The organism is Bacillus sp. AFS031507, assembly GCF_002584635.1.
In the GTDB taxonomy this organism is placed as follows: Bacteria; Bacillota; Bacilli; order Bacillales; family Cytobacillaceae; genus Neobacillus.
In genome coordinates, this window is the sequence record NZ_NUOW01000013.1 from 356,405 (window position 1) to 380,340 (window position 23,936).

General features: G+C 36.7%; 29 protein-coding genes. 7 read left to right on the plus strand and 22 right to left on the minus strand.

All coding sequences use genetic code 11. The features are described 5' to 3' along the window. Nucleotides 1-130: 130 nt before the first annotated feature. From COE25_RS14330 to COE25_RS14380, 11 genes are all read right to left on the minus strand, one after another. Nucleotides 131-790 carry a potassium channel family protein gene (locus tag COE25_RS14330; RefSeq protein ID WP_098933084.1) on the minus strand — a complete coding sequence of 220 codons (660 nt, stop codon included), beginning with the start codon at nucleotides 788-790 and terminating at the stop codon, nucleotides 131-133. Nucleotides 791-878: 88 nt separating this feature from the next. Further along, the gene (locus COE25_RS14335; protein WP_098933085.1) at nucleotides 879-1,793 is read right to left on the minus strand and encodes a DUF4349 domain-containing protein; all 915 of its coding nucleotides are present in this window, start codon (nucleotides 1,791-1,793) and stop codon (nucleotides 879-881) included. A 138-nt stretch (nucleotides 1,794-1,931) separates the two neighbouring features. Further along, nucleotides 1,932-2,387, minus strand: a complete 456-nt coding sequence (locus COE25_RS14340; RefSeq protein ID WP_088086232.1) for a TlpA disulfide reductase family protein — start codon at nucleotides 2,385-2,387, stop codon at nucleotides 1,932-1,934. 64 nt (nucleotides 2,388-2,451) lie between these two features. Next, nucleotides 2,452-3,000, minus strand: a complete 549-nt coding sequence (locus COE25_RS14345) for a peroxiredoxin (protein WP_088086231.1) — start codon at nucleotides 2,998-3,000, stop codon at nucleotides 2,452-2,454. A 271-nt stretch (nucleotides 3,001-3,271) separates the two neighbouring features. Next, the gene (locus tag COE25_RS14350; protein WP_098933086.1) at nucleotides 3,272-4,405 is read right to left on the minus strand and encodes an N-acetyldiaminopimelate deacetylase; all 1,134 of its coding nucleotides are present in this window, start codon (nucleotides 4,403-4,405) and stop codon (nucleotides 3,272-3,274) included. 122 nt (nucleotides 4,406-4,527) lie between these two features. Beyond that, entirely contained in the window at nucleotides 4,528-5,238 is a 711-nt protein-coding gene (dapD, locus tag COE25_RS14355) for a 2,3,4,5-tetrahydropyridine-2,6-dicarboxylate N-acetyltransferase (RefSeq protein ID WP_088086229.1), read from the minus strand. A gap of 73 nt (nucleotides 5,239-5,311) precedes the next feature. Next, on the minus strand, nucleotides 5,312-6,199 hold the full coding sequence (locus COE25_RS14360) for a transcriptional regulator CcpC (protein ID WP_088086228.1): 888 nt from the start codon (nucleotides 6,197-6,199) through the stop codon (nucleotides 5,312-5,314). Nucleotides 6,200-6,232: 33 nt separating this feature from the next. After that, nucleotides 6,233-7,744, minus strand: coding sequence for an MDR family MFS transporter (locus COE25_RS14365; RefSeq protein WP_098933087.1), 1,512 nt, complete (start codon nucleotides 7,742-7,744; stop codon nucleotides 6,233-6,235). 55 nt (nucleotides 7,745-7,799) lie between these two features. Then, on the minus strand, nucleotides 7,800-8,243 hold the full coding sequence (gene cbpB / locus COE25_RS14370; protein WP_088086226.1) for a cyclic-di-AMP-binding protein CbpB: 444 nt from the start codon (nucleotides 8,241-8,243) through the stop codon (nucleotides 7,800-7,802). Between the two features lie 150 nt (nucleotides 8,244-8,393). After that, on the minus strand, nucleotides 8,394-8,630 hold the full coding sequence (locus COE25_RS14375) for a YkuJ family protein (protein WP_066252435.1): 237 nt from the start codon (nucleotides 8,628-8,630) through the stop codon (nucleotides 8,394-8,396). 230 nt (nucleotides 8,631-8,860) lie between these two features. Next, on the minus strand, nucleotides 8,861-10,072 hold the full coding sequence (locus COE25_RS14380) for an EAL domain-containing protein (protein ID WP_088086225.1): 1,212 nt from the start codon (nucleotides 10,070-10,072) through the stop codon (nucleotides 8,861-8,863). Nucleotides 10,073-10,211: 139 nt separating this feature from the next. Between COE25_RS14380 and COE25_RS14385 the strand changes: the two genes are divergently transcribed. The 5 genes from COE25_RS14385 to COE25_RS14405 all read left to right on the plus strand — a co-directional run bounded on the left by COE25_RS14385 (nucleotide 10,212) and on the right by COE25_RS14405 (nucleotide 14,988). Further along, a complete protein-coding gene (locus COE25_RS14385; protein WP_257208829.1) occupies nucleotides 10,212-11,057 on the plus strand; it encodes a C39 family peptidase in 846 nt (281 codons plus the stop codon). Between the two features lie 505 nt (nucleotides 11,058-11,562). Further along, on the plus strand, nucleotides 11,563-12,435 hold the full coding sequence (locus tag COE25_RS14390) for a metallophosphoesterase (RefSeq protein WP_088086224.1): 873 nt from the start codon (nucleotides 11,563-11,565) through the stop codon (nucleotides 12,433-12,435). A gap of 389 nt (nucleotides 12,436-12,824) precedes the next feature. After that, complete coding sequence (locus COE25_RS14395) at nucleotides 12,825-13,301, plus strand: YkyB family protein (protein ID WP_088086223.1); 477 nt, start codon at nucleotides 12,825-12,827, stop codon at nucleotides 13,299-13,301. Nucleotides 13,302-13,476: 175 nt separating this feature from the next. Beyond that, nucleotides 13,477-13,677, plus strand: a complete 201-nt coding sequence (locus COE25_RS14400; RefSeq protein ID WP_098933088.1) for a hypothetical protein — start codon at nucleotides 13,477-13,479, stop codon at nucleotides 13,675-13,677. Between the two features lie 156 nt (nucleotides 13,678-13,833). Beyond that, entirely contained in the window at nucleotides 13,834-14,988 is a 1,155-nt protein-coding gene (locus COE25_RS14405; protein ID WP_098933089.1) for an aminotransferase A, read from the plus strand. Between the two features lie 46 nt (nucleotides 14,989-15,034). On the opposite strand, the gene COE25_RS14410 is transcribed toward COE25_RS14405, so the two are convergent. From COE25_RS14410 to COE25_RS14445, 9 genes are all read right to left on the minus strand, one after another. Continuing rightward, nucleotides 15,035-15,214, minus strand: coding sequence for a hypothetical protein (locus tag COE25_RS14410; RefSeq protein WP_088086220.1), 180 nt, complete (start codon nucleotides 15,212-15,214; stop codon nucleotides 15,035-15,037). Nucleotides 15,215-15,281: 67 nt separating this feature from the next. After that, nucleotides 15,282-16,160, minus strand: a complete 879-nt coding sequence (locus COE25_RS14415) for an NAD(P)-dependent oxidoreductase (RefSeq protein ID WP_098933090.1) — start codon at nucleotides 16,158-16,160, stop codon at nucleotides 15,282-15,284. 175 nt (nucleotides 16,161-16,335) lie between these two features. Beyond that, nucleotides 16,336-16,809 carry a hypothetical protein gene (locus COE25_RS14420; protein WP_088086218.1) on the minus strand — a complete coding sequence of 158 codons (474 nt, stop codon included), beginning with the start codon at nucleotides 16,807-16,809 and terminating at the stop codon, nucleotides 16,336-16,338. Between the two features lie 91 nt (nucleotides 16,810-16,900). After that, nucleotides 16,901-17,686, minus strand: a complete 786-nt coding sequence (locus tag COE25_RS14425) for an SDR family oxidoreductase (RefSeq protein ID WP_098933091.1) — start codon at nucleotides 17,684-17,686, stop codon at nucleotides 16,901-16,903. Between the two features lie 121 nt (nucleotides 17,687-17,807). Then, nucleotides 17,808-18,443 carry an FMN-dependent NADH-azoreductase gene (locus COE25_RS14430; RefSeq protein WP_098933092.1) on the minus strand — a complete coding sequence of 212 codons (636 nt, stop codon included), beginning with the start codon at nucleotides 18,441-18,443 and terminating at the stop codon, nucleotides 17,808-17,810. Between the two features lie 106 nt (nucleotides 18,444-18,549). Then, entirely contained in the window at nucleotides 18,550-18,696 is a 147-nt protein-coding gene (locus tag COE25_RS30750) for a hypothetical protein (RefSeq protein WP_179195749.1), read from the minus strand. Nucleotides 18,697-18,925: 229 nt separating this feature from the next. Continuing rightward, nucleotides 18,926-20,638, minus strand: coding sequence for a phosphoenolpyruvate--protein phosphotransferase (gene ptsP / locus COE25_RS14435; RefSeq protein WP_098933093.1), 1,713 nt, complete (start codon nucleotides 20,636-20,638; stop codon nucleotides 18,926-18,928). Continuing rightward, nucleotides 20,638-20,904 carry a phosphocarrier protein HPr gene (locus COE25_RS14440; protein WP_088086214.1) on the minus strand — a complete coding sequence of 89 codons (267 nt, stop codon included), beginning with the start codon at nucleotides 20,902-20,904 and terminating at the stop codon, nucleotides 20,638-20,640. The genes ptsP and COE25_RS14440 overlap by 1 nt, the downstream gene beginning before the upstream one ends. 383 nt (nucleotides 20,905-21,287) lie before the next feature. Continuing rightward, the gene (locus COE25_RS14445; protein WP_098933094.1) at nucleotides 21,288-21,482 is read right to left on the minus strand and encodes a hypothetical protein; all 195 of its coding nucleotides are present in this window, start codon (nucleotides 21,480-21,482) and stop codon (nucleotides 21,288-21,290) included. 247 nt (nucleotides 21,483-21,729) lie between these two features. Here COE25_RS14445 and COE25_RS14450 point away from each other — a divergent pair, with 247 nt between their 5' ends. Continuing rightward, nucleotides 21,730-21,918: a YkvS family protein gene (locus COE25_RS14450; RefSeq protein ID WP_066252404.1), complete on the plus strand. Its 189-nt coding sequence runs from the start codon at nucleotides 21,730-21,732 to the stop codon at nucleotides 21,916-21,918. A 55-nt stretch (nucleotides 21,919-21,973) separates the two neighbouring features. Here the strand turns inward: COE25_RS14450 and COE25_RS31570 are convergent, their stop codons facing one another. Further along, nucleotides 21,974-22,093: a DUF6254 family protein gene (locus COE25_RS31570; protein WP_246869713.1), complete on the minus strand. Its 120-nt coding sequence runs from the start codon at nucleotides 22,091-22,093 to the stop codon at nucleotides 21,974-21,976. A gap of 144 nt (nucleotides 22,094-22,237) precedes the next feature. Here COE25_RS31570 and COE25_RS14455 point away from each other — a divergent pair, with 144 nt between their 5' ends. After that, nucleotides 22,238-22,849 (plus strand): CPBP family intramembrane glutamic endopeptidase, encoded by a 612-nt coding sequence (locus tag COE25_RS14455; protein WP_098933095.1) that lies wholly within the window; start codon nucleotides 22,238-22,240, stop codon nucleotides 22,847-22,849. Nucleotides 22,850-22,881: 32 nt separating this feature from the next. On the opposite strand, the gene COE25_RS14460 is transcribed toward COE25_RS14455, so the two are convergent. Next, nucleotides 22,882-23,931 carry a YkvI family membrane protein gene (locus tag COE25_RS14460; RefSeq protein WP_098933096.1) on the minus strand — a complete coding sequence of 350 codons (1,050 nt, stop codon included), beginning with the start codon at nucleotides 23,929-23,931 and terminating at the stop codon, nucleotides 22,882-22,884. Nucleotides 23,932-23,936: the final 5 nt, after the last annotated feature.

Sequence of the window (23,936 nt, forward strand, 5' to 3'; positions counted from 1 at the left end):
TTTCTTATTGTCTAGCTCCAGCGCCTAGGGGCTCGGGGTCATAAGCCAATCAGTCATGAAGGTTCAAGAGCAACCTTCACGCCTGCTCGTCTTATGCCTGTCGCCCCTGTTCAAGGCGCTTCCGCTTTCCTTATTCTAATACTTTTTTTTCAAATCGATTGATGTCTTGGTCGGTTCCAATCACGATTAAAACATCATTAACTTGAAAAGTTTCTTTGGCTTGTGGAGAAACAATAATTTCTTCTCCTCTTTTTATGGCGACAATATTCAAACCATATTTCTTGCGAATATCCAAATCCATAATCGTATGACCACTAAGTTTTCCATTCGCAACAATTTCAACGATACTGTGTTCATCTGATAGTTCAAGGTAGTCGACAACATTACTCGAAGCCATATTGTTAGCAATCCGTTTTCCCATGTCTCTTTCTGGGTGAACAACACTATCTGCACCAATTTTCCTCAAAACTTTTTCATGGTAATCGTTTTGAGCCTTAGCTGTAATACGCACTACACCCAATTCCTTAAGAATTAGAGTTGTAAGTATACTTGATTGAATATCATCGCCAATAGCTACAATCACATGATCGAAGTTACGTATCCCAAGGCTTTTCAAAACTGCTTCGTCTGTTGTATCCCCTACAACCGCATGAGAAGCAATCATTGCATATTCATTTACTCGTTCTTCATTTTTATCGATAGCAAGAACTTCCATCCCCTCATCGGTAAGAGTTCGGCAAATACTTCCACCGAATCGACCAAGCCCAATGACTGCGAAACTTTTCTTCATAAATAACTCCCCCGGTAAAATTAAAATCATTATCTTATTATGATTTTAGCATCATTCGTCAGATTTAAATAGAGAGAGCTATCCCTTCTTATTCCTGCCTCTGTCTGGACTTCCTCTTTTTAAGATAGTAAAGAAGTAAAAATACTATAATAAATAATATGGCTAGAACTGGCAGGTTACCAACGGTAAAAACAACCAAGCCTGATAAACCAACTAATAACATATTGATGCTGTTAATGAATTGTTTTTTGGTTTTCTCCCAAGTATTTAATTTATCTTTATTAATAGTAGGTACAACTACGCTTTTTTCGTAAAGGGTTATGTTAACTGTCGAAAGGGAGGTTTGGTTTTCTAAAAACTTCATCTTTCCTTCAATGATTTCAATTTCCTCTTGTACTGATGCTAAATCAGCAGAAATTTTCAATAAATCTTCTGTTTTTACTGCACTTTTCATAAAAGTGAGTAACCGTTCTTCCACCACCTTTTTTGATTTTAATCTGGACTCAAGATCAACATATTCCTCGGTTACATCCTGCCCTGTTATACTTCTTTGCAAAACCTCTGCTGCTTGACTCTCAGCATCATGTAAAAAGGTCTGAAAGTGCTTTTGTGGTATTCTAATTTTAATGCTGCCACTTACCTGCTCGTTGCCCTCTTTTGACACATTGGACTCTGCTATATAGCCCCCATATTTTAATACTTTTTCTTCAAGGATACGGACAGTCTGATCAAATTTCTTTACTCGCAATTGTAGATCAGCTTGATAAATGACCATTTGGTTTTGAATTTTTATATTTTCAGCTGCGGAACTTTTTTCAGCCTTTTCTGTTTCACCCGAGTAAAAGTCTGCTTGCTCCCCGCTGTCAGATTCGGCTGTATCCATAGATACATCATTACTTTCACTCATTTTTGCACTTTTATCTTCGCTGTTGGAACTGCACCCAGTAATAAAAATTAATAGGATAATGAAAAAAATAGAAAACAAACGTTTTGGCTTTTTCAACTTTTGACACCCCTTTTTTCTCTAATGGTTAAAGCTAGGTATATATAAATACCGACGATTAAAAGGAGGCAAGGTTACAGGTAAAAAAAAATAAAAATGCTGCCCGTTGAATATAACGGACAGCACTTAGGTTGTTTTTTATTCTGTTTTTTCCAATTCATCCAACACTCGGTTTACACGCTTCTCGAGCATTTTCATGCCACTTCCGCCTGCTTGGAAATGGCGGAGCTTGCCTTCTTTGTCAAATACATAATAAGCTGGTACATATTGATTTTCAAGGGCTTCTGTCAACTTGTGATCACTGTCGACAAAAATCGGTTGATTGATTCCATGCTCAGCTGCCACTTGTTTAATTTCATCTAGGTTAAGGTCGTTTTCAGAACGCGGCATATGAACAGCAACCACATTTAACTTGTCCTTAAAATCATCCCGGAATTGATTTACCTGCGGCATCGCTTCCTTACAAAGATGGCAGCTTATCGACCAAAAATGAAGCAATGTTGGTTTTTCTCCGATTAGGTCTGCTCTTGTCACTTCACCGTTTAACCATTCAGTTGCCCCAGTTAACTCTGGCATAGGTTCACGTAATTTCATCGATAATCCCCCTATTAAAAAGACCTAACACTTTAAAAGGTTAGGTCTATCTGTTTTGTACAAATTATACATTCAATGTAGCTTGTCCAGGCTTCCAGTTTGCTGGGCAAAGACCGCCAGTTTGTAACGCTTGAAGAACACGTAAAGTTTCATCCACGTCTCGGCCGATATTGTTGTGATTTACAACAGAATACTTTAATTCACCCTCAGGATCGATAATGAATAAACCGCGAAGTGCGATACCTTCTTCTTCAATTAATACTCCATAATCACGAGCTACCACGTGGTTAGTATCTGCAGCAAGAGGATAGTTTAAATCGCCAAGACCATTTTCTTTGCGATCTGTTTTAATCCAAGCAAGATGAGTGTGGATTGTGTCAGTAGAAGCACCAACGATAACTGCATCTAAATCATCAAACTCTTCATAACGATCGGACATCGCTGTAATTTCAGTTGGACAAACAAATGTAAAGTCCATTGGATAAAAGAACAACACAGTCCATTTATCGTTTTTCATGTTTTCTTCTAAACTTACTTTTTTAAATTCTTTGTTTGGCATTACAGCATCCATTTCAAAGCGTGGTGCTTGTTTACCTACCATACGTTCTGGCATTCAAATCCCTCCAAATAATTAATAAATGAGTATTTATAGCATTTCTCATTTGCTATCCTTTTCACAATTCTAATTATAGGACACATCTTATTTTGAGTCAATATTAAATTATAATTAATTTAATTAAATACTTATTATTAATTATAACCTTATTTCCCCTTCATAAGTTTTCCCTAATTGTGTGATAATAATCGACGATATGTAACAATTTCCCTTATAATTCTCTTTAATTTTATCATGATTGCTAAACTGAACAAAATAAAACGCCTTCTTATTTAAGATTTAATCTATTCCCTAGATTAGAGATATAGCTTGTCATTACTTTAACAGCTACTTCAATCGCACCTTCTTGTGGATTTAATTTTGAATGGTGTAAACCATAGGGCGAATCCACACCCAGCCAAAACATAAGCCCAGGAATCTCTTTAAGCATATACCCAAAGTCTTCTCCCGTCATCGCTTCCTTGCACTCGATTACTTCAACATTTGTTTCGTTTTGAAGATATTTCATAAAATCTCTTGTAATAGATTCAGTATTATAGACTTGATGATACATCGAACCATAATCAATGACAGTTTCACATTCAAAACCTGCCTCGATTCCCTTCACAAGCGCCTCAATGCGATGTTTAACCTTTTTCATCGATTCAGCAGAAAGCGTCCTGATGGTTCCCTCAAGCCTTGCATTTTCAGCAATAATATTTTGAACGGTACCGCCAGTGATTTTTCCAATCGTTATAACCGCACTATCTAAGGGGTCGACATTCCTTGACACAATCGTTTGCAGCTGATTTACCAATGTACATGCTGCGACAACCATATCATTCGTTTCGTGAGGTCTAGCGGCATGCCCGCCCTTACCCTTTAGATCAACAAACAGTTCAGAAGTATTAGCAAATAGTAACCCTTCCTTAACCGCGATAGTTCCAACAGGATACTCTGGTGCAATATGTAAGGCAAAAATCAGGTCAGGCATCCATTCAAGCATTTCTTCTGATTTTAACATCGGTTCCGCTCCGCCAGGTCCTTCCTCTGCAGGTTGAAAAACAAACAAAAGGTCGTCTGCAATTGGGTTATTCGTAAAATAAGTTAGTACCCCAAGAGCGATGCTCATGTGGAAATCATGCCCACATGCATGCATCTTTCCATCGTGGGTCGATGCGAAAGGTAATCCTGTTTCTTCGCTAATTGGAAGTCCATCGATGTCTGTTCTATAACCAATCGTTTTTTGGGGATTTAAGCCATGAACCTTTACAAACAACCCTGTCTCCCATTTTTTTATCGTGATACGATCTTGTGGTAAAGACTCAAGGTAAGACAATAAATAGGCTTGTGTCTCAAACTCTTGAAATCCTATTTCTGGAATTTGATGAAGGTCACGGCGGATTTTAATCAATGGATTCATTTATTAACTCTCCTTTTAAAAAAGAAGCGTGGATATGCTCCACGCTTTTCTGCTTATACTTAGAGAACTATCTAGCTCCAGCGCCCAGCGGCTAGAGTACTTCGGACAAAGGAAGCGGGCTTTTAAAGTTGACGAAGTTCCTGCATTATTTCAGTTTTTGACTTCGTTTTTTCATCAATATCTTTAATTTTTCTTGCCGGCATCCCTGCTACAACTGTATAAGGAGCAACATCTTGAGTGACTACTGCACCTGCAGCGACTACTGAACCTGTTCCAACTGTAACCCCTTCAAGAACAACGGCATTCGCTCCAATAAGAACATCATCCTCAATAATAACAGGCTTCGCAGATGGTGGTTCAATAACACCGGCCAAGACAGTTCCCGCCCCAATATGACAATTCTTCCCGACAGTAGCCCTTCCACCTAGAACAACACCCATATCAATCATCGATTTTTCACCAATAACGGCACCGATATTGATAACGGCTCCCATCATAATAACGGCATTATCACCGATTTCCACTTGGTCACGAATAGTAACACCTGGTTCAATTCGGGCATTAATATACTTATTATCTAACAATGGGATTGCAGAATTACGACGGTCATTTTCAACCACTTGATCTTCAATTTTTTCTTTATGTGCTTCTAACACTTCATTAATTTCAGACCATTCACCAAAAATGATACCCGTATTTCCATTAATAAAAGTTTTTGTATTGTTTCCAAAATCAATTCCTGCTAATTCACCTTTTAAATAAACCTTTACAGGTGTAGATTTTTTACTATTTTGAATAAAAGAAATAATTTCATTTGCATCCATCATCTTCATTATTTTACCCCCTATGTATTCGTACTAAAAAATACTTTAACAAACAAAAGAAACGAAAACAAGAAAAACTACCCTAATCTCCTGAAGATTCAGCGATATGCTCCTTAATTAATTCCACAAAGGCTGAAACTTGCTTTAATTGAAAGGCCGATTCATAGCCTAGTAGCCATGTATCACGCTTTAGAGGTTCATTATACTCATTTAAAAGCGGTATTTTGAAAATTTCCTTTTCTGCTTTAGTTAATGTTATGGCGGGCAGGATGGCGTAGCCAATGCCATTGAAAGCCATCTGCTTGCATGTCTCAATTTGATCAACCACAACGGTCCTCTTGGGTGAAGTCTTAAAATTGCGCATCCACCAATCTTGAATTTCTTGGAAATAATTAGAATCACTTTTAAATTGAATGAAGGGGCGGTCCGTATTTAAAACTTGTTCCGGACTAGTAATTTCCCTGTCAACTAAATATAGAGGATCGTTAAATAAATGAACCTTAATTCCTTTCCAATCGGGTGTACCACGTATAATCCCTATATGAACTTGATCATCATATAAGCATTTTAATATTTCGCTGCTCCATCCAGTTACTAATGAAATTTTGGCTTGAGGATATCGATCAATAAATTTCTTTAAAACCTGTGGGAGCCAGTTTTGGCCTACAATCGAAGCAACAGCAATCTTCAAAGTACCTGACACACCTGATTGAAGGGAATGAATGGTTTCACGCACCTTTTCTTGCTTAGTCAGCACTTCATTTGCAAATTGGATGACATGCTCACCTGAGGGGGTTAGAGCTAGACCTTTTTGCGAGCGAATAAATAATTTCGTTCCCCAATCTTTTTCGATAGTTTGCAATCGTTGCGAAAGGGCTGGCTGTGACACAAAAAGCCGTTCCGATGCCTTCCGCATATTCATCTCCTGAGCTAAAACGGATAATAATTGAAATTCTGATAATGAGGACAAGATTGTTCCCCTCCTTAAAAAAGCTCTGTGAAGTTACACAGAGCTATCGTTCTTTTTCGGTATAAAAAATATTAACAGTAAACTTATGATTGCCAAGGCGAAGACAACATAATAAACAGAGTGAAGGGAAAAGGTTAGCCCATTCTGCAAGAAACTCCGGACTGATTCAGAGAGATTTTCTCGCTTAGCAGATTTTAAGAGTAGATTGACATCATCTATTGATAAGGAATGATCATTCTCGCTTAAATATTGACTCAACCTGTTATTAAGGATTCCCCCCAGTAATGCTGCACCAATTGTATTTCCAAGATTTCTCATAAACATATTAGATGCCGTTGCGATGCCTCTCTGTTCCCAACCTACCGTACTTTGAATCGAGACAATAAAGGCAGTGGATGTTAAGCCCATCCCTATTCCAACGAAAAAAGAACCCACTGCTGCCCATAAAGGCCCTGAGGAGGCTGACATCGTCAAGAAGGCAATGCTGCCAATGATTAACGAGACACCACCGATTATAGATGTTTTTCGATAACCCATCGTTATCAATAACCGTCCCGCAAGTGTGGATGCTATTGGCCAACCAATTGACATAGCTGTCAAAGTAAAACCAGCAACAATGGGTGTTTGTTCCATAACACCTTGCACAAATGTAGGTAAAAAGCTCGATATTCCAATTAACATGATTCCCGTAGTAAGCGACGTAGTATTGGCAATTAGAATGGAGCGTTCCTTCCAAATTGAAAATGGCATAACCGGTTCACTAGCACGGGCTTCCTGAAATACAAACCCAAGTAATGTTACAGCGCTGAAAGCAAAAAAGCTTAGCGACTGCCAAGATCCCCATGCAAAGCGGCTCCCACCTTCTACAAGAATAAACATTAACGAAGAAATAGTCATCGTTAACAAAATAGCACCTAAATAATCTATTTGATGTTTTTTCCTTTGGACATTTTCATGTAGAAACAGCCATAGGCCTACTAAAGAAAGAATCCCCAGCGGAATGTTTATCCAGAATACATAATGCCAACTTACATATTGGACAAGTAAGCCGCCGACAGCAGGTCCAGTAATCGCGGAAATACCCCATACACTAGCTAGGTAACCCTGAATTTTAGCCCGTTCTTCTGCAGTATAGATATCGCCAATTATTGTTGTTGCAATCGGTGTGACAGCACCTGCTCCAAATCCTTGAATCAAACGAAAAATAATCAACATTTTCATTGATGTGGCGAATCCACAAAGAATGGATCCAAATAAAAAAATTAATATTCCAATCGTAAGAATTGGTTTTCGACCAAATAAGTCAGATAATTTACCATAAATAAGAACGGTTACAGAATTCATTAACAAGTACGCAGAGAATACCCAGCTATATAGTGTAAAACCGCCTAAATCAGCGACAATTGCCGGCATTGCGGTTGAAACAATCGTTGCTTCAATCGCCCCCATAAACATCGCTAACATTACGGCGGCTAGAACTAGTGGTTTTTTTGTTTGCCTGCTGTTGGACTTTCCTTTGGATATCTTCTCAGTAGAAGTACTCATATTTACACCTCAAACTTAAAAAAAATCAAGCCCCCTGCTTGGGGGCCTAAATACATCATTTTTCATTTTTTTTTATTATTTTATTTAATTGATTTAATAACGTACTTCTTGGCAAAATTCCTTCAAAGTATCCATCTTCAGTCTCCACACAAAGAAATGGTTGGTTAACAAGTAATTCAAGACATTTTTTTAAGGATGCAGTAATTTTAACTCGTGGAATAGAGCCTTTCATGACCTCTTCGACACGTTTTTTCTCAAGTTGTTCAAATTCAATTCTTTCTAGTCCTAGGATAGAATCCATAATAATCGGGGTGCTAATTAACCCATGAAGCTTGTAATGAGGGTCTAAGACCGGTATAGCCGTATACCCGCTTTTTGTTAAAACTAATAAGGCATGTTCGAGATTATTACCTATTTGGACATGCGCTACCCGTTCGGAAGGGATCATTAATTCTTTTATTGTTAATTTTAAAAATTCACCGTTGGGAAGACTGATCATCGCCGAAAACTCCTCAAAATTTGTTTTTCTACAGTTACATTCTACCATAGTATTCGGGAGTCTGTGCTAATTTTGGTAACGTATAATTAGAAACCTAAATACAATCTCCGTAGTGGTTGACACGAAAAATAAAGGAACCCTAAAGGTTCCTTATTGAATCAAATCAAAAATTTCAATTGTAATCATATCAACATTATCAAATTGATATCTTTTTGGTTTTTCCTTCTCATTATATACTTCTAATTCAAATGTCTCCGTTTTCGGATGAAATGTTACTTGACACTTTCTATCACCGTTTACCTCGAAATAGCGTTGTGCTGGCTCACCACTATTAGCTTGTTCCTGAAGATTTTTTAATCTTGTTAATATACCTTGAAGCTGTGACATATGCTCCGTCTCCTTTCAAACCAAAAAAAACATCTACAATTATGTTTCTCATTTGGCATTTTTCTATCCGAGTGGATTACTTTCATAATTTTCCAACCGCAATATTTTTATGCCAATATTAAAAGAATAAAATAACGCTGTCCATTTGTCCAAGTAAAAATAAAAAAATAAGGAATTTTTTAATACACTTCCCTAAAAAAGAAGATAAAAGCTAGCAATTTCTGTCTATTTTAAAGTAATTGATCATGTTGGAATAAATATTGATAGGATATATCGATAAACAAATAATCCTCCCCATTCATTGGGAATGAAAAAGTACGAATCGTTTCCCCAGTATCAATATCACAATATAAATCAGATAAGATTCCTTTTCGTTCATTTCTCATTTTGATAATATTTTCTAAAAAGTAAGGACGCCAACTCCAATTTTTTTGAATGTACTCGGATTGAATGCTCCAACCCTCTTTTCCTTTAAATATATTGGCAGATTTCTGGAAGCCGTCCTCATCACAAACATACATTCTAAAGGCAATCTGATCCAATTCTTTTATTAGTACTTGAAAAAGGTTTTGATAAGTGGCATTTCTGTTCTTAATAACAATTTCTTGAACTTTTGCTTGAAAAAATTCTGCAGTGGTATAAACTGCTTCTAATTTCTTTTTTTCATATGAGATAAAGTCATGAAACTTCTCTTTTAAGCGATCCTTTAGGAAATCACGTTGAATGAACTCTGCTGCTGGCGGGTGTAAATAATAACCTTGATAATATCGACCGCCATTTTTCCATGCAAACTGCAGTTGGTAGCTCATCTCTATATTTTCAAACAAGAGTGTAGCACCTATTTTCCTTGCCAAAAGAGACAAAGTAAACAAGACATCGTGATAATTTATACCTGTTGACGTCGATTTTAAGGCCTGTAGGTTAATTTTCAGTATATCTGGTTCAAGTTGTCCTATTCGTTCAAAATAGTTACTTTCACTGTCAATTCTTGCTATCGCTATTTTAATCCCATAAGTTCGATAATATTGCAATAAGTGATCAAATTGGTCTAAATCCCCTGTATAATTTCGATCTGAAATTTCCAGAACTATCCGATTTAACATCAAGCCCTTTTTTTCAAATGAGAGGAGCTCTTGTAAAAAGGGTTCACCATGTCCATACATTAATAAATCAGCATTCCGGTTCAGAAAAATACTTACATCCTCATCTAGATCTAATGCTTTTTCAAGTGCCATTTTGACTATTAACAAATCCACTTCATACTTATATTCATCTGGAATTTGATCATCCTGAAAAAAGTTCCCTAAACTAATAATATTCCCTTCAGATTCATATCTCCCCAATACCTCATAAGCAATTATGCGTTGTTCATCGGCACTAATAATCGGTTGAAAATAGGGAAATACATTTTCAAGATCCGATAGTATTTCCAATGCATCCATCCAAGTACCTCCAAAATTTTTTTCTCATTATACCATACGCAAAACGACGGATTCTCGTTCTTTTCCAAAAGGATACCATTATAGTCGCTTATAAACAATCATATCCTATACCTACGCTGTTATATAAGGAGGATAAGTATTGAAAAAACTTTGCTTATTAGCTTCGATCCTTCCCATGCTTGGATGCAGCCACTTTAATGCTGATACACATCCTAGCACAGAAAGTAAACAGCCTCTATCCACGATATCCGTGAAAGAGAATACTCAATCCACATCATCCGTCGATTTTGAAAATAAACGATTTACAATAAAAGAACTTAATCAACAAGTGATTTATGGAAAAAATGAAGTCAATAAGAGTGATTCGGTTAGTACTACTCCCAAAAAGAATTCTGCTATGCTAAATGTGGTATTAATTAAGCAAAACCCTGAACTTAGATACGGCTGTGAAGTCACAAGCCTAGCAATGGTGCTAAATTTTGCAGGTGTTAAAACAAGTAAAATGGATTTATACCGGTCTATCCGAAAGGATGTAGACCCGCTCATTAGATCTCCAAAGGGAGATATAGTACGTTGGGGAAACCCAGCAGATGGTTTTGTTGGGGATATGACAGGCGGAAGAGCAGGGTATGCAGTCTTTGACCAACCGATGATTGCCCTAATCAACCAAAAGCTCCCTGGAAGAGCCATTAATTTAACAAACATGCCATTTGAACGGGTCTTAGAGCATGTTTCTGCCGGATATCCAGTGGTTGTATGGACAACCGGGGATTACCGTCTTCCAGACCGTTGGGAGGGCTGGTATCACGGGAAACAATACATTAAAACACCGCTTGATCTACATGCTGTCGTCTTAGTTGGTTATGACACGAATTATATCTATTTAAACGATCCACTTTCTGGAAAAAAACAAGTAAGAGTAGGTAAACAACAATTTATTTCTTCTTGGAAAGCATTAAAAAGCCGTGCCGTAAGTTATAAGTAGGAAAAGCAGCCACATTGTTGGCTGCTCAGATTGTCGAGAAAGGGTATTTTTCTCGGCAATTTTTTATTCTCAGCATTTAATTATTCATTGTTCCTGCTAACGGGCCTTTTGATTTCCGCTCTAGGCACTTCGCTTTCCGCGGGCGTACCGGGGAGCCTCCTCGTCGCTCAAGCGCCTGCGGGGTCTCCCCTGCCCCGTACGCCCGTAGGAGTCTGCGTGCCTTCCGCGCAAATCAACAGACATGTTGCAAAGACTATATATTAATAACATTATAACGAACTAACGCAGTGAATTGTTAAAGTTATTGTAGAAAATATGAGGCTGTCGAAAGTTTCTCGACAGCCTGAGCAGCCACATTGTTGGCTGCTTTTTATGCATGTTTTATTTTTTATTGAATAAGAAATAACAATGGACCTTTTCACTTGCATTATCGAAAGTTTTTACTGAAAATACAAAGGGACCCTTCTTTTTTTGAAGGCGAATAAAAGATAGGTTGGTTGAAAAAATGGCTAAAAATCAGACGAGGAGAACCTTTCTAAAACGAACATTGGGTTCATTTCTTACCGTTCTCGGATTAAGTTCGGGAGGCTATCTTTATGCCAATCGAATTGAACCCTCATTACTCGATATTCAAGAACTTCAAATCAAACATCCACTAATCCCTAACAGCTTTGATGGAATAAAAATGATTCAATTTAGTGATACCCACCTTGGTTTTCAATATAATCTTCATCAATTTAATCAATTAGTTAAAAAAATTAATAGTCTTAAGCCAGACATTATTTTATTTACTGGAGATTTAATGGACGAGCCAAACCAATATACAGAAATTAATAAACTGATGCCTATTTTGAAGAAATTACAGGCTCCGCTTGGAAAATACTGCATTTTTGGTAATCATGATCATGGCGGCTATGGCTCTGATATTTACCGGAATATTATGGAAACAACTGATTTTTCCGTACTTTTGAATGATTCAGCACCAATTAAATTAAGTGATGGAAGCATAATCTATCTGCTTGGGATTGATGATGCGATGCTAGGGAATCCTAATTTACCTTTGACTTTAAAAAATGTGCCTAAAAATTCGTTTAAAATATTATTATCCCATGCACCCGATCTTGCAGAAACAGCTTCATTGTATCCAGTCCAATGGCAGCTAAGTGGTCATAGCCATGGAGGACAGATTAAAATCCCATTTTTAGGGGCTCTTGTGACTCCTCCCTTTGGCCAAATATATCCAGAGGGTCTTTATTCAATCGGTGAGCATAATCCCCTCTCACTATATGTAAATAGAGGAATTGGCACAACACGTCTCCCCTTTCGCTTTATGTCAAAACCTGAATTAACTGTCTTTACTCTAAAATCAGAAAAGTAGAAAACGAAAAAACCTTATCAGCAATAGATAAGGTTTTTTTATACAGCCTAGCATTCTATTCCATCGGTGCTTTCACAAAAAGAGCTTTCTTGAAAAGATCTTATAATTTACAAATAATGTTTTTACTTTCTTTTATTTCTATTTTACAATTAAATTTTCTGAAAGAAAGTAATTTATAGAAAATAAAGATTATTTCACGAAAATTTCTTTTAATTCTTTTTATAGTGTAGGATTAGGTTAACAGTCTAAACTTTCTTTTATTCGTAAGATTAGAAGAATTTTTATCATTTTCTTATCATAGTAGCCAAAAAGATGCACTGGATTATTCCTATTTCTTAAAAAAAGGGGTATAATATAGATGTTTTATATAACTGAAAGGAGAACATATTTTGAATTATGATCAGAAAGGCCCCCTAATAAATTTAAATCTAACCATCGAAAACCTCGCTCAAGCTATCTTTATTGTGAATCGCCATGCAAAAACGGCTACAAATCCCAAATTATTGTACAGATTGAAACAAGAAACGTTAAAAAAATTGATTGAAGAAGGCAAAGCAAAAAAAGTTGGTCTTCATTTTTCAGGAAATCCGCGAAATAGTCAGCAGCAGTCTGATGTCCTTGTTGAATGTGGAAGATACACATTTCATATTCCTCCAACTAAATCAGATTTTCTTGAACTACCTCATTTTGGAAAGTTAGATGAACGGGTGCGAAATCCAAAGGCAACACTCTCACTTAATTCATCAAAAGCCTTACTTCAACTATATACTGGCATCTCAGAACTCGATCAACCCCCAAGCAATCATAAAAAGAGCAAAACTTACCAAAAACCTATTTTTAAAAAATTAGGCGAAAGGTACTCTTAAAAATCAAAAAAGCCATCCTTGGCTTTTTTGATTTGTCTTATTTTTTCTCATGCTTCGTGATGATTTTGTGAACAACCTCACTAATATATAGACGGTAAATACATGCGGATTTACAATATAGTTATAAGTCAAATAATCTTTAGTTGAATAAACTTTTAAAAGAGGTGCTTGACCAATGAAAGGAACAGCGATTCTTTTTCAGGAACAAAACGTTACATTTATTGAAGATGTTGATCATTCTATTTATGAAGAAATTAAAGAGCAATGTGGCTGCGAGCATTGTACTTGTATGCTGGAAAGTAAAATAGTTAATTTTGGTTCTGTGTCACCCGTTTTTTGGCACGAGGACGAAGTTGACTGGGACTATGGTTATTAAAAAACTTTAATTTGAATGAAACTCCCTTTCCCCAAAAAGCGGTCTGATAAAAACTCAGATCGTTTTTTATTTCTACATAGTGGTAACTTTAGATAAAAATAGTCTATAATCATTATATTCATAACAGATAAAACCCTGTCGGAAGGATGGACAATATTGGAGCATTTAATTAATCAACGAGTAAAAGATATTGAAATCTCGGGAATTAGAAAGTTTTTTAATATGGTTGCGCATGTTGATGACCTGATTTCATTTACAATTGGACAACCTGATTTCCCGACCCCAGAACATGTAAAAAATGCAGGTATTGCAGCAATTGAACAAAACTTTACTTCCTATACCCATAATGCAGGGACGATTGAATTAAGGGAAGCGGCGTGCAATTTTGTAGAAAAAAAATATGGTTTGCATTATAAGCCTGAATCAGAAGTGATTGTTACTGCAGGGGCAAGTGAGGCAATTGATATTGCTTTTCGGTCTATTTTAATAGAAGGTTCCGAGGTCATATTACCTGGTCCAATTTATCCAGGCTATGAACCAATTATTCGAATGATGGGGGCAACTCCAGTGCATGTCGATATTCGCCGAAACCAGTTTCGCTTTACATTAGAAATGATCAAACCATTTATTACTGAGAAAACTCGCTGCATTGTACTCCCGTACCCTTCGAACCCGACTGGAGTCAGTCTCTCAGAGTCAGAGCTAAGAGAAATAGCAGAATATATTAAGAATAAAGATATCTTTATCCTTGCTGATGAAATATACAGCGAACTTACTTATGATCAGCCACATCAATCGATTGCTTCCTTTCTAAAAGAACAAACCATCGTAATAAATGGGTTATCCAAGTCCCACTCAATGACAGGATGGAGAATTGGCTTTTTATTTGCACCTGAAGGTATCACCAAACATATTTTAAAAGTCCATCAATATAACATTTCTTGTGCCACTTCGATTGCGCAAAAGGCAGCTTTGGCGGCCGTTACAACAGGTATTGATGATGCGATTGTGATGAAAAAGGAATATTTAAAAAGAAGGGATTATGTTTTCAAGCGATTATCTACTATGGGACTTGATGCCGTCAAACCGGACGGAGCGTTTTATTTCTTTGTGAAAATTCCTGATACCATCGCATTAAACAGCTTTGACTTTGCCCTTAAGCTTGTTCAAGAAACAAAAGTGGCCGTCGTACCTGGCAGTGCTTTTTCTGAATATGGAGAAGGTTATTTCCGGTTATCGTTTGCTTGTTCTATGGAATTATTAGAACTTGGCCTAAATCGGCTGGAACAATATTTACGAAATTGGAATTAAACGAATTTTACCCTCACATTTAATGTGAGGGTATTAATTTTAAAAATTATTGGCCTTTATATTTCCCATTGTTTTTAGGAGCCTTTTCTTTTTTAGCTTTTTCTTTATGTGCTTGATTTGCTGCAGCTGATCCAAATTCATTGGCGAATTCTTCGTTCGCTACTGCAGAATCAAACCCCTTTTTGTTTTTTTGTTCCGCGTCGTTCTTTTTTGTCCGTTTAGCCATTAACAATTCCTCCTAATTCAAGGTTTCTCTTATAGTTTCAAGAAGATGGGAGGAATTTATTCAACTATTAGTTCTTCCAATATTTATAAAGCGCATGTGTGCCGCTATTTTCTTCTCCCATTTCGGATAATTGGTCGTATAAAGATTTAGCTAATGAGAGACCTGGTACTTCCATTCCCATTCGTTCAGCTTCATCTATCGCTATTTTCATATCCTTTATAAAATGCTTTATGTAAAAACCAGGTTCAAAATTTCCGGCTAACATTCTTGGTGCAAGATTGCTTAGAGACCAGCTTCCAGCAGCTCCAGTTGTTATACTTTTCAGGACATTTTCTGGATCCAGCCCAGCTTTTTCAGCATATATAATTGCTTCACAAACACCTATCATGTTAGAAGCAATTGCAATTTGATTGCACATTTTTGTATGCTGGCCAGCACCTGGTTTGCCTTGGTAAACCACGTTAGTTCCAAGCATCTCCAATATAGGACGAACCCCTTCAAATGCTTCATTTTCACCGCCAACCATGATGGAGAGTTTAGCTTCCTTTGCGCCTACATCTCCACCAGAAACAGGTGCATCAATCGCCTGAATTCCTTTCCTTTTAGCCTGTTCATAAATTTTAATGGCAAGTGACGGAGAAGAGGTTGTCATATCGATAAGATAGCTTCCAGATGTCCCATTGTGAATTAAGCCATTTTCGCCGAAATATATTTCCTCCACATCGGTTGGATAGCCGACCATTGTGAAAGTTACAGATGCTTTTTCAGCTACCTCTTTCGGCGTTGCGGCCCAGACTGCGCCATTATCCAATAGGTCTTGTGCTTTTTCCTTTGTCCTTGAATAAACAACTGCAGAGTAGCCCGCCTTTAATAAATGTCCTGCCATACTTTTTCCCATTACGCCTGTGCCAATAAATCCAATTACCGTATTTTCTGGAGTAAGCAAATTAATCTTCCCTCTCTTTGGAATTTTCCTTATATATTTTAGCATTTAAATTTAGTTTGATAAAAAATTATGCATAAAAAAACCGGAACGTCCCAGTCGCTCCGGTTTTCGTGCTCCATCTCCAAAATTATGCACAAATATATTTTGCCCTTTCAACCGAGAACATAATCACTTTTTATAACTCTGAAGAAAAATTTGTTAAATAAGCTCGACCGAATACTTCTTGATTATTAAACACTTCAATCGAAACAGCATTATCCTTTTCAATCATGTTTTTAAGGTCAAGAATATGTAAATCTTCTCTTAGGGGCAACGGATCCATAAAAATATATTTCTCACCTTTTCCTTTTACTTCTAAATATTCACCGTTCAACACTTGATCTTCTCCGTATACTATTTCTCGTTTACCGATTGCGGCAGCTAATTTATCATCGTGAATCGTAACTTTCACTTTATATAATTGTTGCCCTGCTAATATTTCATTGTTAATTCGAAAACGGAATTGAAGTTCATTATTTTTTGTTAACAAGGCGTCGGCATAGCGGTTTACAATTAATTCATTGGAAAAAAGCAAACTACAGCCGCTTAGCAGAGAAGAACTGCATACTATTAAGATCAATACAGTAATGAATCGAATATTTTTCAGCATCTATAACACTCCCTTAATATTTTTACCATAGCCATAATACATCGGTAATAAACGTAAAGAAAGGTTAATATAGGAAAAAATAATTGGCTTATTATATCGCTTTGATCATCCCTCCATCTACTAAAAACGAACTGCCTGTCATATAGGAATTAGCATCAGATAATAGGAAAGCTGCAACATTTGCAAATTCCTCTGGTGTTCCGTATCTCTTTAATGGAATTCCCTCCTTTGCTTGCAATGCGATAGTTTCCCGATCGACTCCAAGTTTATCTGCATTTACTTGATCTAAATGATTGACACGGTCAGTTGCAATCCTGCCAGGAGCAATGGTATTAATAAGAATATTATATTGAGCCAGTTCTGAAGCAAGAGTTTTTGCTAGTCCAACTATTCCCGTCCGAAATGTATTCGAGAGTATTAAGCCTGGAATTGGTTCTTTAATCGAAGTAGAGGCGATGTTCAAAATTTTCCCGCCATGCTCTTTTAAATAGGGCAATGAAGCCCGGATCATTCGAACATATGATAATAAATTCAATTCAAAGGACTTCTGCCATTCCTCATCTGATAACTCCTCAAACGCCCCTGCAGGAGGGCCTCCAGCATTATTAACTAGTAAATCAATTCTTTGAAACGATTCTGCTGTTACTTTTACCAGCTGATTAATATCATTTACATTAGTTATATCAGTTTTTTGGTAGGCTATCTTTCCCATACCAAGAGATTCAAGCTGACTTGCTTTTTGTTTCAGCTTTTCCTCTTCCCGGCCAGAAATCATAACATTTGCTCCCTCTCTTACTAATCGTTCAGCTATTGCAAACCCTAAGCCCTGGCTGGAAGCAACCACCAAAGCTGTTTTACCAGTTAAATTCAACTCCATTGTTTACAATTCCTCCTTCATAAATATATTCTTAGTATACAGGATAAATTGAGGAAATACTTGCCAAAAAATCATACAAAAAGAGACAGATTTAATCTGCCTCTGTACCTATACTGAGTTTTTAGAATGTATGTGCAAAATCCCTTGCACGTGCAATCGCATTTTCTTTTATTTCTTCAGCCTTGTCAGGCATTGCATTATGGCCTTCCACAAACAGCCCCTCCAGGGATGGAACTCCAAAGAAACTCATCATCACACTGATATATCGGTGTCCCATTTCCATCTGTGCTGCAGGCCCCTCTGAGTAAAATCCACCCCGGGCTTGAATATGCAATGCTTTTTTATCCGTTAAAAGTCCTATTGGGCCCTGTTCCGTATATTTAAATGTCTTGCCCGCAACTGATACAGAATCAAGATATGCCTTCATAATTGGCGGAAATGAGAAATTCCATAAAGGCGTGACAAACACATATTTATCCGCACTAACAAACTGCTCACTTAACTCGTTAAGCCGGCCAACCTTTTGCTTTTCTTCCGCCGTTAATTCATCAAAGCTTTGACCAGAACGAAGTTTTCCCCAGCCGCTAAAGACATCTGCATCAATGTGAGGTATATGTTCTTTATACAAATCTAGATGTATTACCTCATGGCTGGAATTGATTTGTTTATAGCTATCAATAAATTCCTTACCTACCGCCATACTATAGGACTGTGTTTCATTGTGAGGATGTGCCGTGATATACAAAACACGTACCATTTAAGCTCCACCTTTCCTTTGAATAAAGACAATAATATTATTAGTTAAAATAAGAGAAAATAATCAAAAAGAATTTGCCCGAAGACAAATCCTTTTCATGCATCATTTATTCATTTGTATCAAGAGAGTAAGGGTTGTGACCAATGTTAATTCTCATTTCATCAGTCAACTGGAATGGTTCATTTAACAATGCCTCATTGGTTGCTTGACCTAGTAGTGAACTTCCATCAAAATGTACAGGTTTTTGTTCCATACTTTCATTCACCTCCACCATTTCAAATTTACCATGTCCAATAAAATACTTGCCTATTCCTGTCCATCTATCATTCTAAAGTACTGGTCGAAAAATAGGTACTATGTATTAGTTATTATTATACTCAAAAATCCATAATAAAAAAGAAAATACTGTGAAAAATCAAAAAATAAATGAACGACAGAAAAAGACCGGCTAATCATCAGCCGGTCTTTTTTGAGTATTGTGTTTACTTTGTGGCACCATTTACTGCTTCAATAACCTGTGCAGTTGTTTGCATATTTAAAACTTGTTGAGCTAGCTTCTCCATATCAGATTTTTTCAAATTCCTGATTTGTGAGCGAGCTTTTAAAATTGAAGTTGCACTCATAGAAAATTCATCAAGTCCAAGACCTAAAAGAACCGGAATGGCCGTTTCATCTCCTGCCATTTCGCCACACATCCCTGTCCATTTTCCTTCTGCATGTGCTGCATCAATAACCATTTTTACTAATCGTAAAATGGATGGGCTATAGGGCTGATACAGATATGAAACACGTTGGTTCATGCGGTCGGCAGCCATCGTATATTGAATCAAATCATTAGTTCCAATACTAAAGAAGTCTACTTCTTTTGCAAATTGATCAGCTAAGATAGCAGTTGAAGGAATTTCAACCATTATTCCAAGTTCAATTTCATCGGAAACCTTTTGACCTTCAGCAAGAAGCTTTTGCTTTTCTTCTTCAAGAATCGTTTTTGCCGCACGGAATTCATCCAGTGTTGCAATCATCGGGAACATGATTTTTAAATTCCCAAAGGTACTTGCCCGTAACAAGGCTCTCAACTGGGTGCGGAATATATCCTGCTCTTCTAAGCATAATCGAATTGCCCGGAAGCCTAAGAATGGATTCATTTCCTTTGGTAAGTCCAAATATGGCAGTTCTTTATCCCCGCCAATATCTAAGGTACGAACTACAACAGGTTTTCCTTTTAATCCTTCTAAAACGGCTTTATAGGACTCAAACTGTTCTTCCTCAGTTGGAAGCTGGTCTCTTCCCATATATAGGAACTCGGTCCTGTAAAGACCAACACCTTCCCCGCCATTTTCAATTACTCCCTTTAAATCCTTGGGAGTACCAATATTGGCGACCAATTCTACATGATGATCATCATTCGTTACCGTTGGTTCGTTAACAAGCTTGGCCCATTCAGCTTTTTGTACCTCATACTCATCATGAACTTTACGGTATTGTTCAACAAGCTCTGGAGTAGGATTTATATGTACTTCACCTTTTAAACCGTCAACAATAACTAGATCCCCATTATTGATTTCCTCAGTAGCCGTTTTTGTTCCAACTACTGCTGGAATTTCCATAGAGCGAGCCATAATTGCTGAATGTGAGGTACGTCCACCAATATTTGTTGTAAATCCTAAGACATATTGTCTGTTTAATTGTGCTGTATCTGAAGGTGTTAAGTCCTCTGCAACAATGATAACTTCCTCAGCAATCATGCTTGGATTAACCAGTTGAACACTTAATAAATGGGCTAATACACGCTTCGTTACATCACGAATATCTGCTGCACGTTCTTTCATATATTCATTATCCATTTGTTCGAACATCATAATGAACATATCTGCCGTTTCCTTTAAAGCAGATTCAGCATTCACTTTATCAGACTGAATTTTTTCTTCAATAGGTGTATTTAATTCAGGATCACTTAGGACAAGTAAATGTGCTTCAAAAATTGCAGCTTTATCCGCACCCAAGTCAACTTTGGCACGGTCACGAATTGCTTCGAGTTCTGCTTTAGATTTTTCCATTGCCCGTCGAAAACGGTCAACCTCTGCAGCAGCATCGTCAATTGTTTTTTGTTCAAAAGATAAATCTGGTTCAACAAGACGGTAAGCTTTCGCAATTGCGATACCGTTTGATGCTGCGATCCCATGTAAAAAAGTCATTATTCAGCCAATCCTTCTTTTTTCAATGTCTCTTCAAGGCTATTTAAAGCATCGTTTGCATCGTTTCCTTCTGCTGAAATCGTAATATCTGCACCTTGGCCAACACCTAGAGACATAACACCCATAATTGATTTTAAATTAACTTTTTTACCTTTATATTCTAAATGAATCTCTGAATCAAATCGGCTAGCCGTTTGTACTAATAAAGTTGCTGGTCTTGCATGTATCCCTGTTTCTGCGATTACCTTAAATTGCTTTTCTGACATGATCATCAAACTCCTTTAATATATATAAAAATATAAACTTGCTTCATTAAAAATAAACATTTCTCATCATTTAGTCAACTAAATCTTTAATTGGCTAAAGAGTTAAATTCAAATCTTTTTCGCTTATTTTTTCCAAAAGGAAAACAAATATGTTATGAATTTACACCCTCATGATAATGTTTTTTGTTTATTCAATTGATAGAATAGCACTTTCCACTTTATCAAACAACTGAAAAATCAATTTTATATCATTTGTCACAATTCTGTCAAAAACATTCATAAACTATCATATTTCCCCCAAGAAAAACATTAAAATCTGTCACTTTCGACAGCTTTTGATTATTTCAACAATTCTAATGGAAAGATCTTGGAAAAAATTGCGATTAGCTTCTAGGTTCTTTTAGATAATGATACAAAACATCCCCGCCCCTCTGACCAATTCCGCGGAAATGCTTAAAATCATTCCTTTTTACCAGGACCTGACGAAATTCCATGAAATCGTCATTTGTTACATAATACTCTGAAATTTCACCTGTCATTAGTCGATCCAAGATTTCAGTGATCATTTCTTCCTTCATTCTGTCGCACCACCTTTACCTGTTTATATTAACGTATATGACTTTTATTAAGCCAATTTTCGAAACTTACGATAACTTTTGAAAGCGTTTCCGATTCTTTTATGGCCTATTTTCTCATATAATTAAAATGTTTATAAAGAATTAACATAATTGTCAAATAAAAGCCTTTACGAAATGAATAAAGTAGTGCAAACTGTTATTTAACTGGATTTTATTATAGTTTTTGAGGTAAAGGAGAGAGACTAAAATGAGAAAAGCAGAAGTAGGAAATATCATAGAATTCCGCGGTGGTCTAAAGGGGATTGTTGAAAAGGTAAATGAAAATTCTGTCATAGTCGACCTAACATTTATGGACAATTATCGTGATTTAGAATTGGATCAACGAACAGTTGTTAATCACAAAAACTATAAGGTTGTAAAAGAAAGCGCTTATTAATTAATAGAATTATAGAAAAGGCAGTCTAACCATGGCTGCCTTTTTTTTTAAACCGTTATTCGCCTTTTCCAGCTTCCTTTGATAACTGCTTTAAACTTTTGACTTTCCCATGAGGATTTTGATCTTGTTTCCTAACTGTCCATTCTCGTTCTTGTTCACTCTTTGATTTGCTCATCCCTTTCACTCCCTTCTTTATTATTTTTTTCTTTTCTTGGTGTTCTAACCTATAAAAATGGGGAAAGGGGTGATGTAATGATTTCCATTTGAAAAACTAATTTGATAAAATAAATTTTATTGTTTCGAAAAGGAGATCGCGATAATGAAAAAATTCTTCCTAGACCCTCGCATACTTATTGGTTTTATTATTGCTCACGTTCTTTTATTTTTTTCATTTCATGATAGAGCGATCTTTTGGTATATATTTTCAGGATCAGTTCTGGTACTCATCGCATACTCAACCTTTCAAGACGAGGTGGATGATGAAGTATCATTTATTCAATTTATCCTACTAGGATCAATATCCGGTTTCTTATTATATTTTGTCTTTCGGGCTGGTATATGGGGAATGGAAATACTTCAGCTGCCAATTGGTACAAGCATTAAAAATCTCTATTATTGGTATGCCCCATCCTTATTTTGGCAGTACCTTGCGCTTGTTTTAGTTGCGGCACCTGGCGAAGAACTTTTCTGGCGTGGATTTATCCAAAAAAGACTCTCGAAATACTTAAATCCGGTTGTAAGTATTTTGTCTGCATCAATTCTGTACGCTTCCGTCCATATTTATTCGGGCTCATTTTTATTAGTTCTTGCTGCCTTTATTTCTGGTTTTGTGTGGGGATATCTTTATTTTTTAAAAAAGAGTATGCCTTTGGTTATTGTTTCTCATATCATTTTTGACCTTTTGATTTTTATTATTTTGCCTTTTAATTAGAAAAGCAGTGTGTCTGGTGGACACCTGCTTTTCTATTTTCTTATACATGGTGTAAATGGTTTCATCCATAGTAAAATAAAAAAAATCATGCAGATGTAACCAAACAATGGATACAAATAGGATAGCAACGTACCGTAATTCACAAGACTAATCAGGTAGGAAACAATAAAAATAAGCGTAACCGACACCATTGTCGGAATGGGCAAATATTGCTTCAATTGTCGGTCCAGTCCAAAGACATTTCCAATCACAGAAGTAAAAATCTCTCCATAAATAACGAGAACAAAAATCCAATAAAAAAAAGGGGCTAAGTTTTTCATAACAATTGCCATTGGAATATTATACTGTTCCAAATTAGGAAGCATGATTAAAGTGAAATGACCAGCAATCAATATCACGGTTAAAGCAGCACCCCCAAGAATCCCTCCCCATTTGATCGTCCAATCATCCTTTACCTCTGTTGCAATCGGTACTAAAACGGCTTGTGATAGCCCCAGATTCAATGCCACATATGAAAATGGTGCTATCACACTTTTCCAGCCATCGTCGGAATGAGGAACAAATAATAATTGATTGAGGAAGTTGGGCATTTGAATGGAATAGAACATTAAAATTATGCTGAATGTGATCATTACCGGAACAACAAACGTGTTGACAGCAAAAAGACCTTTTGTTCCAACTAGCATGACTAAAAAGGATAAAAAAATTGTCAGGAAAACACCGACTGCTTTGGGCAGATTTAACTGTTCCTCAAAAATAGCCCCAGCCCCTGAAAGCATCACTGCACTAACACCAAGAAGCATAAATAGCATAAAGACGTTAATGACACGACCAGGCCATTTGCCAAACAAGTACTCATTAAACTCTTGATAAGATTTTGCATCTATAAGTGCAGCCATTCTCATTAATTTTGAACCCAATGAAATAAAGAGATATCCGCTCATCAATATACTTATTAAGCCAAAGAAACCAAACCGCGAAAAAAATTCAACGATTTCTTTTCCCGTGGCGAATCCAGCGCCTACTACAGTGCCTACATAGACCGCCGCAATCTGAAATGCTTGAGTCCAATCCCTTTTCACATCAT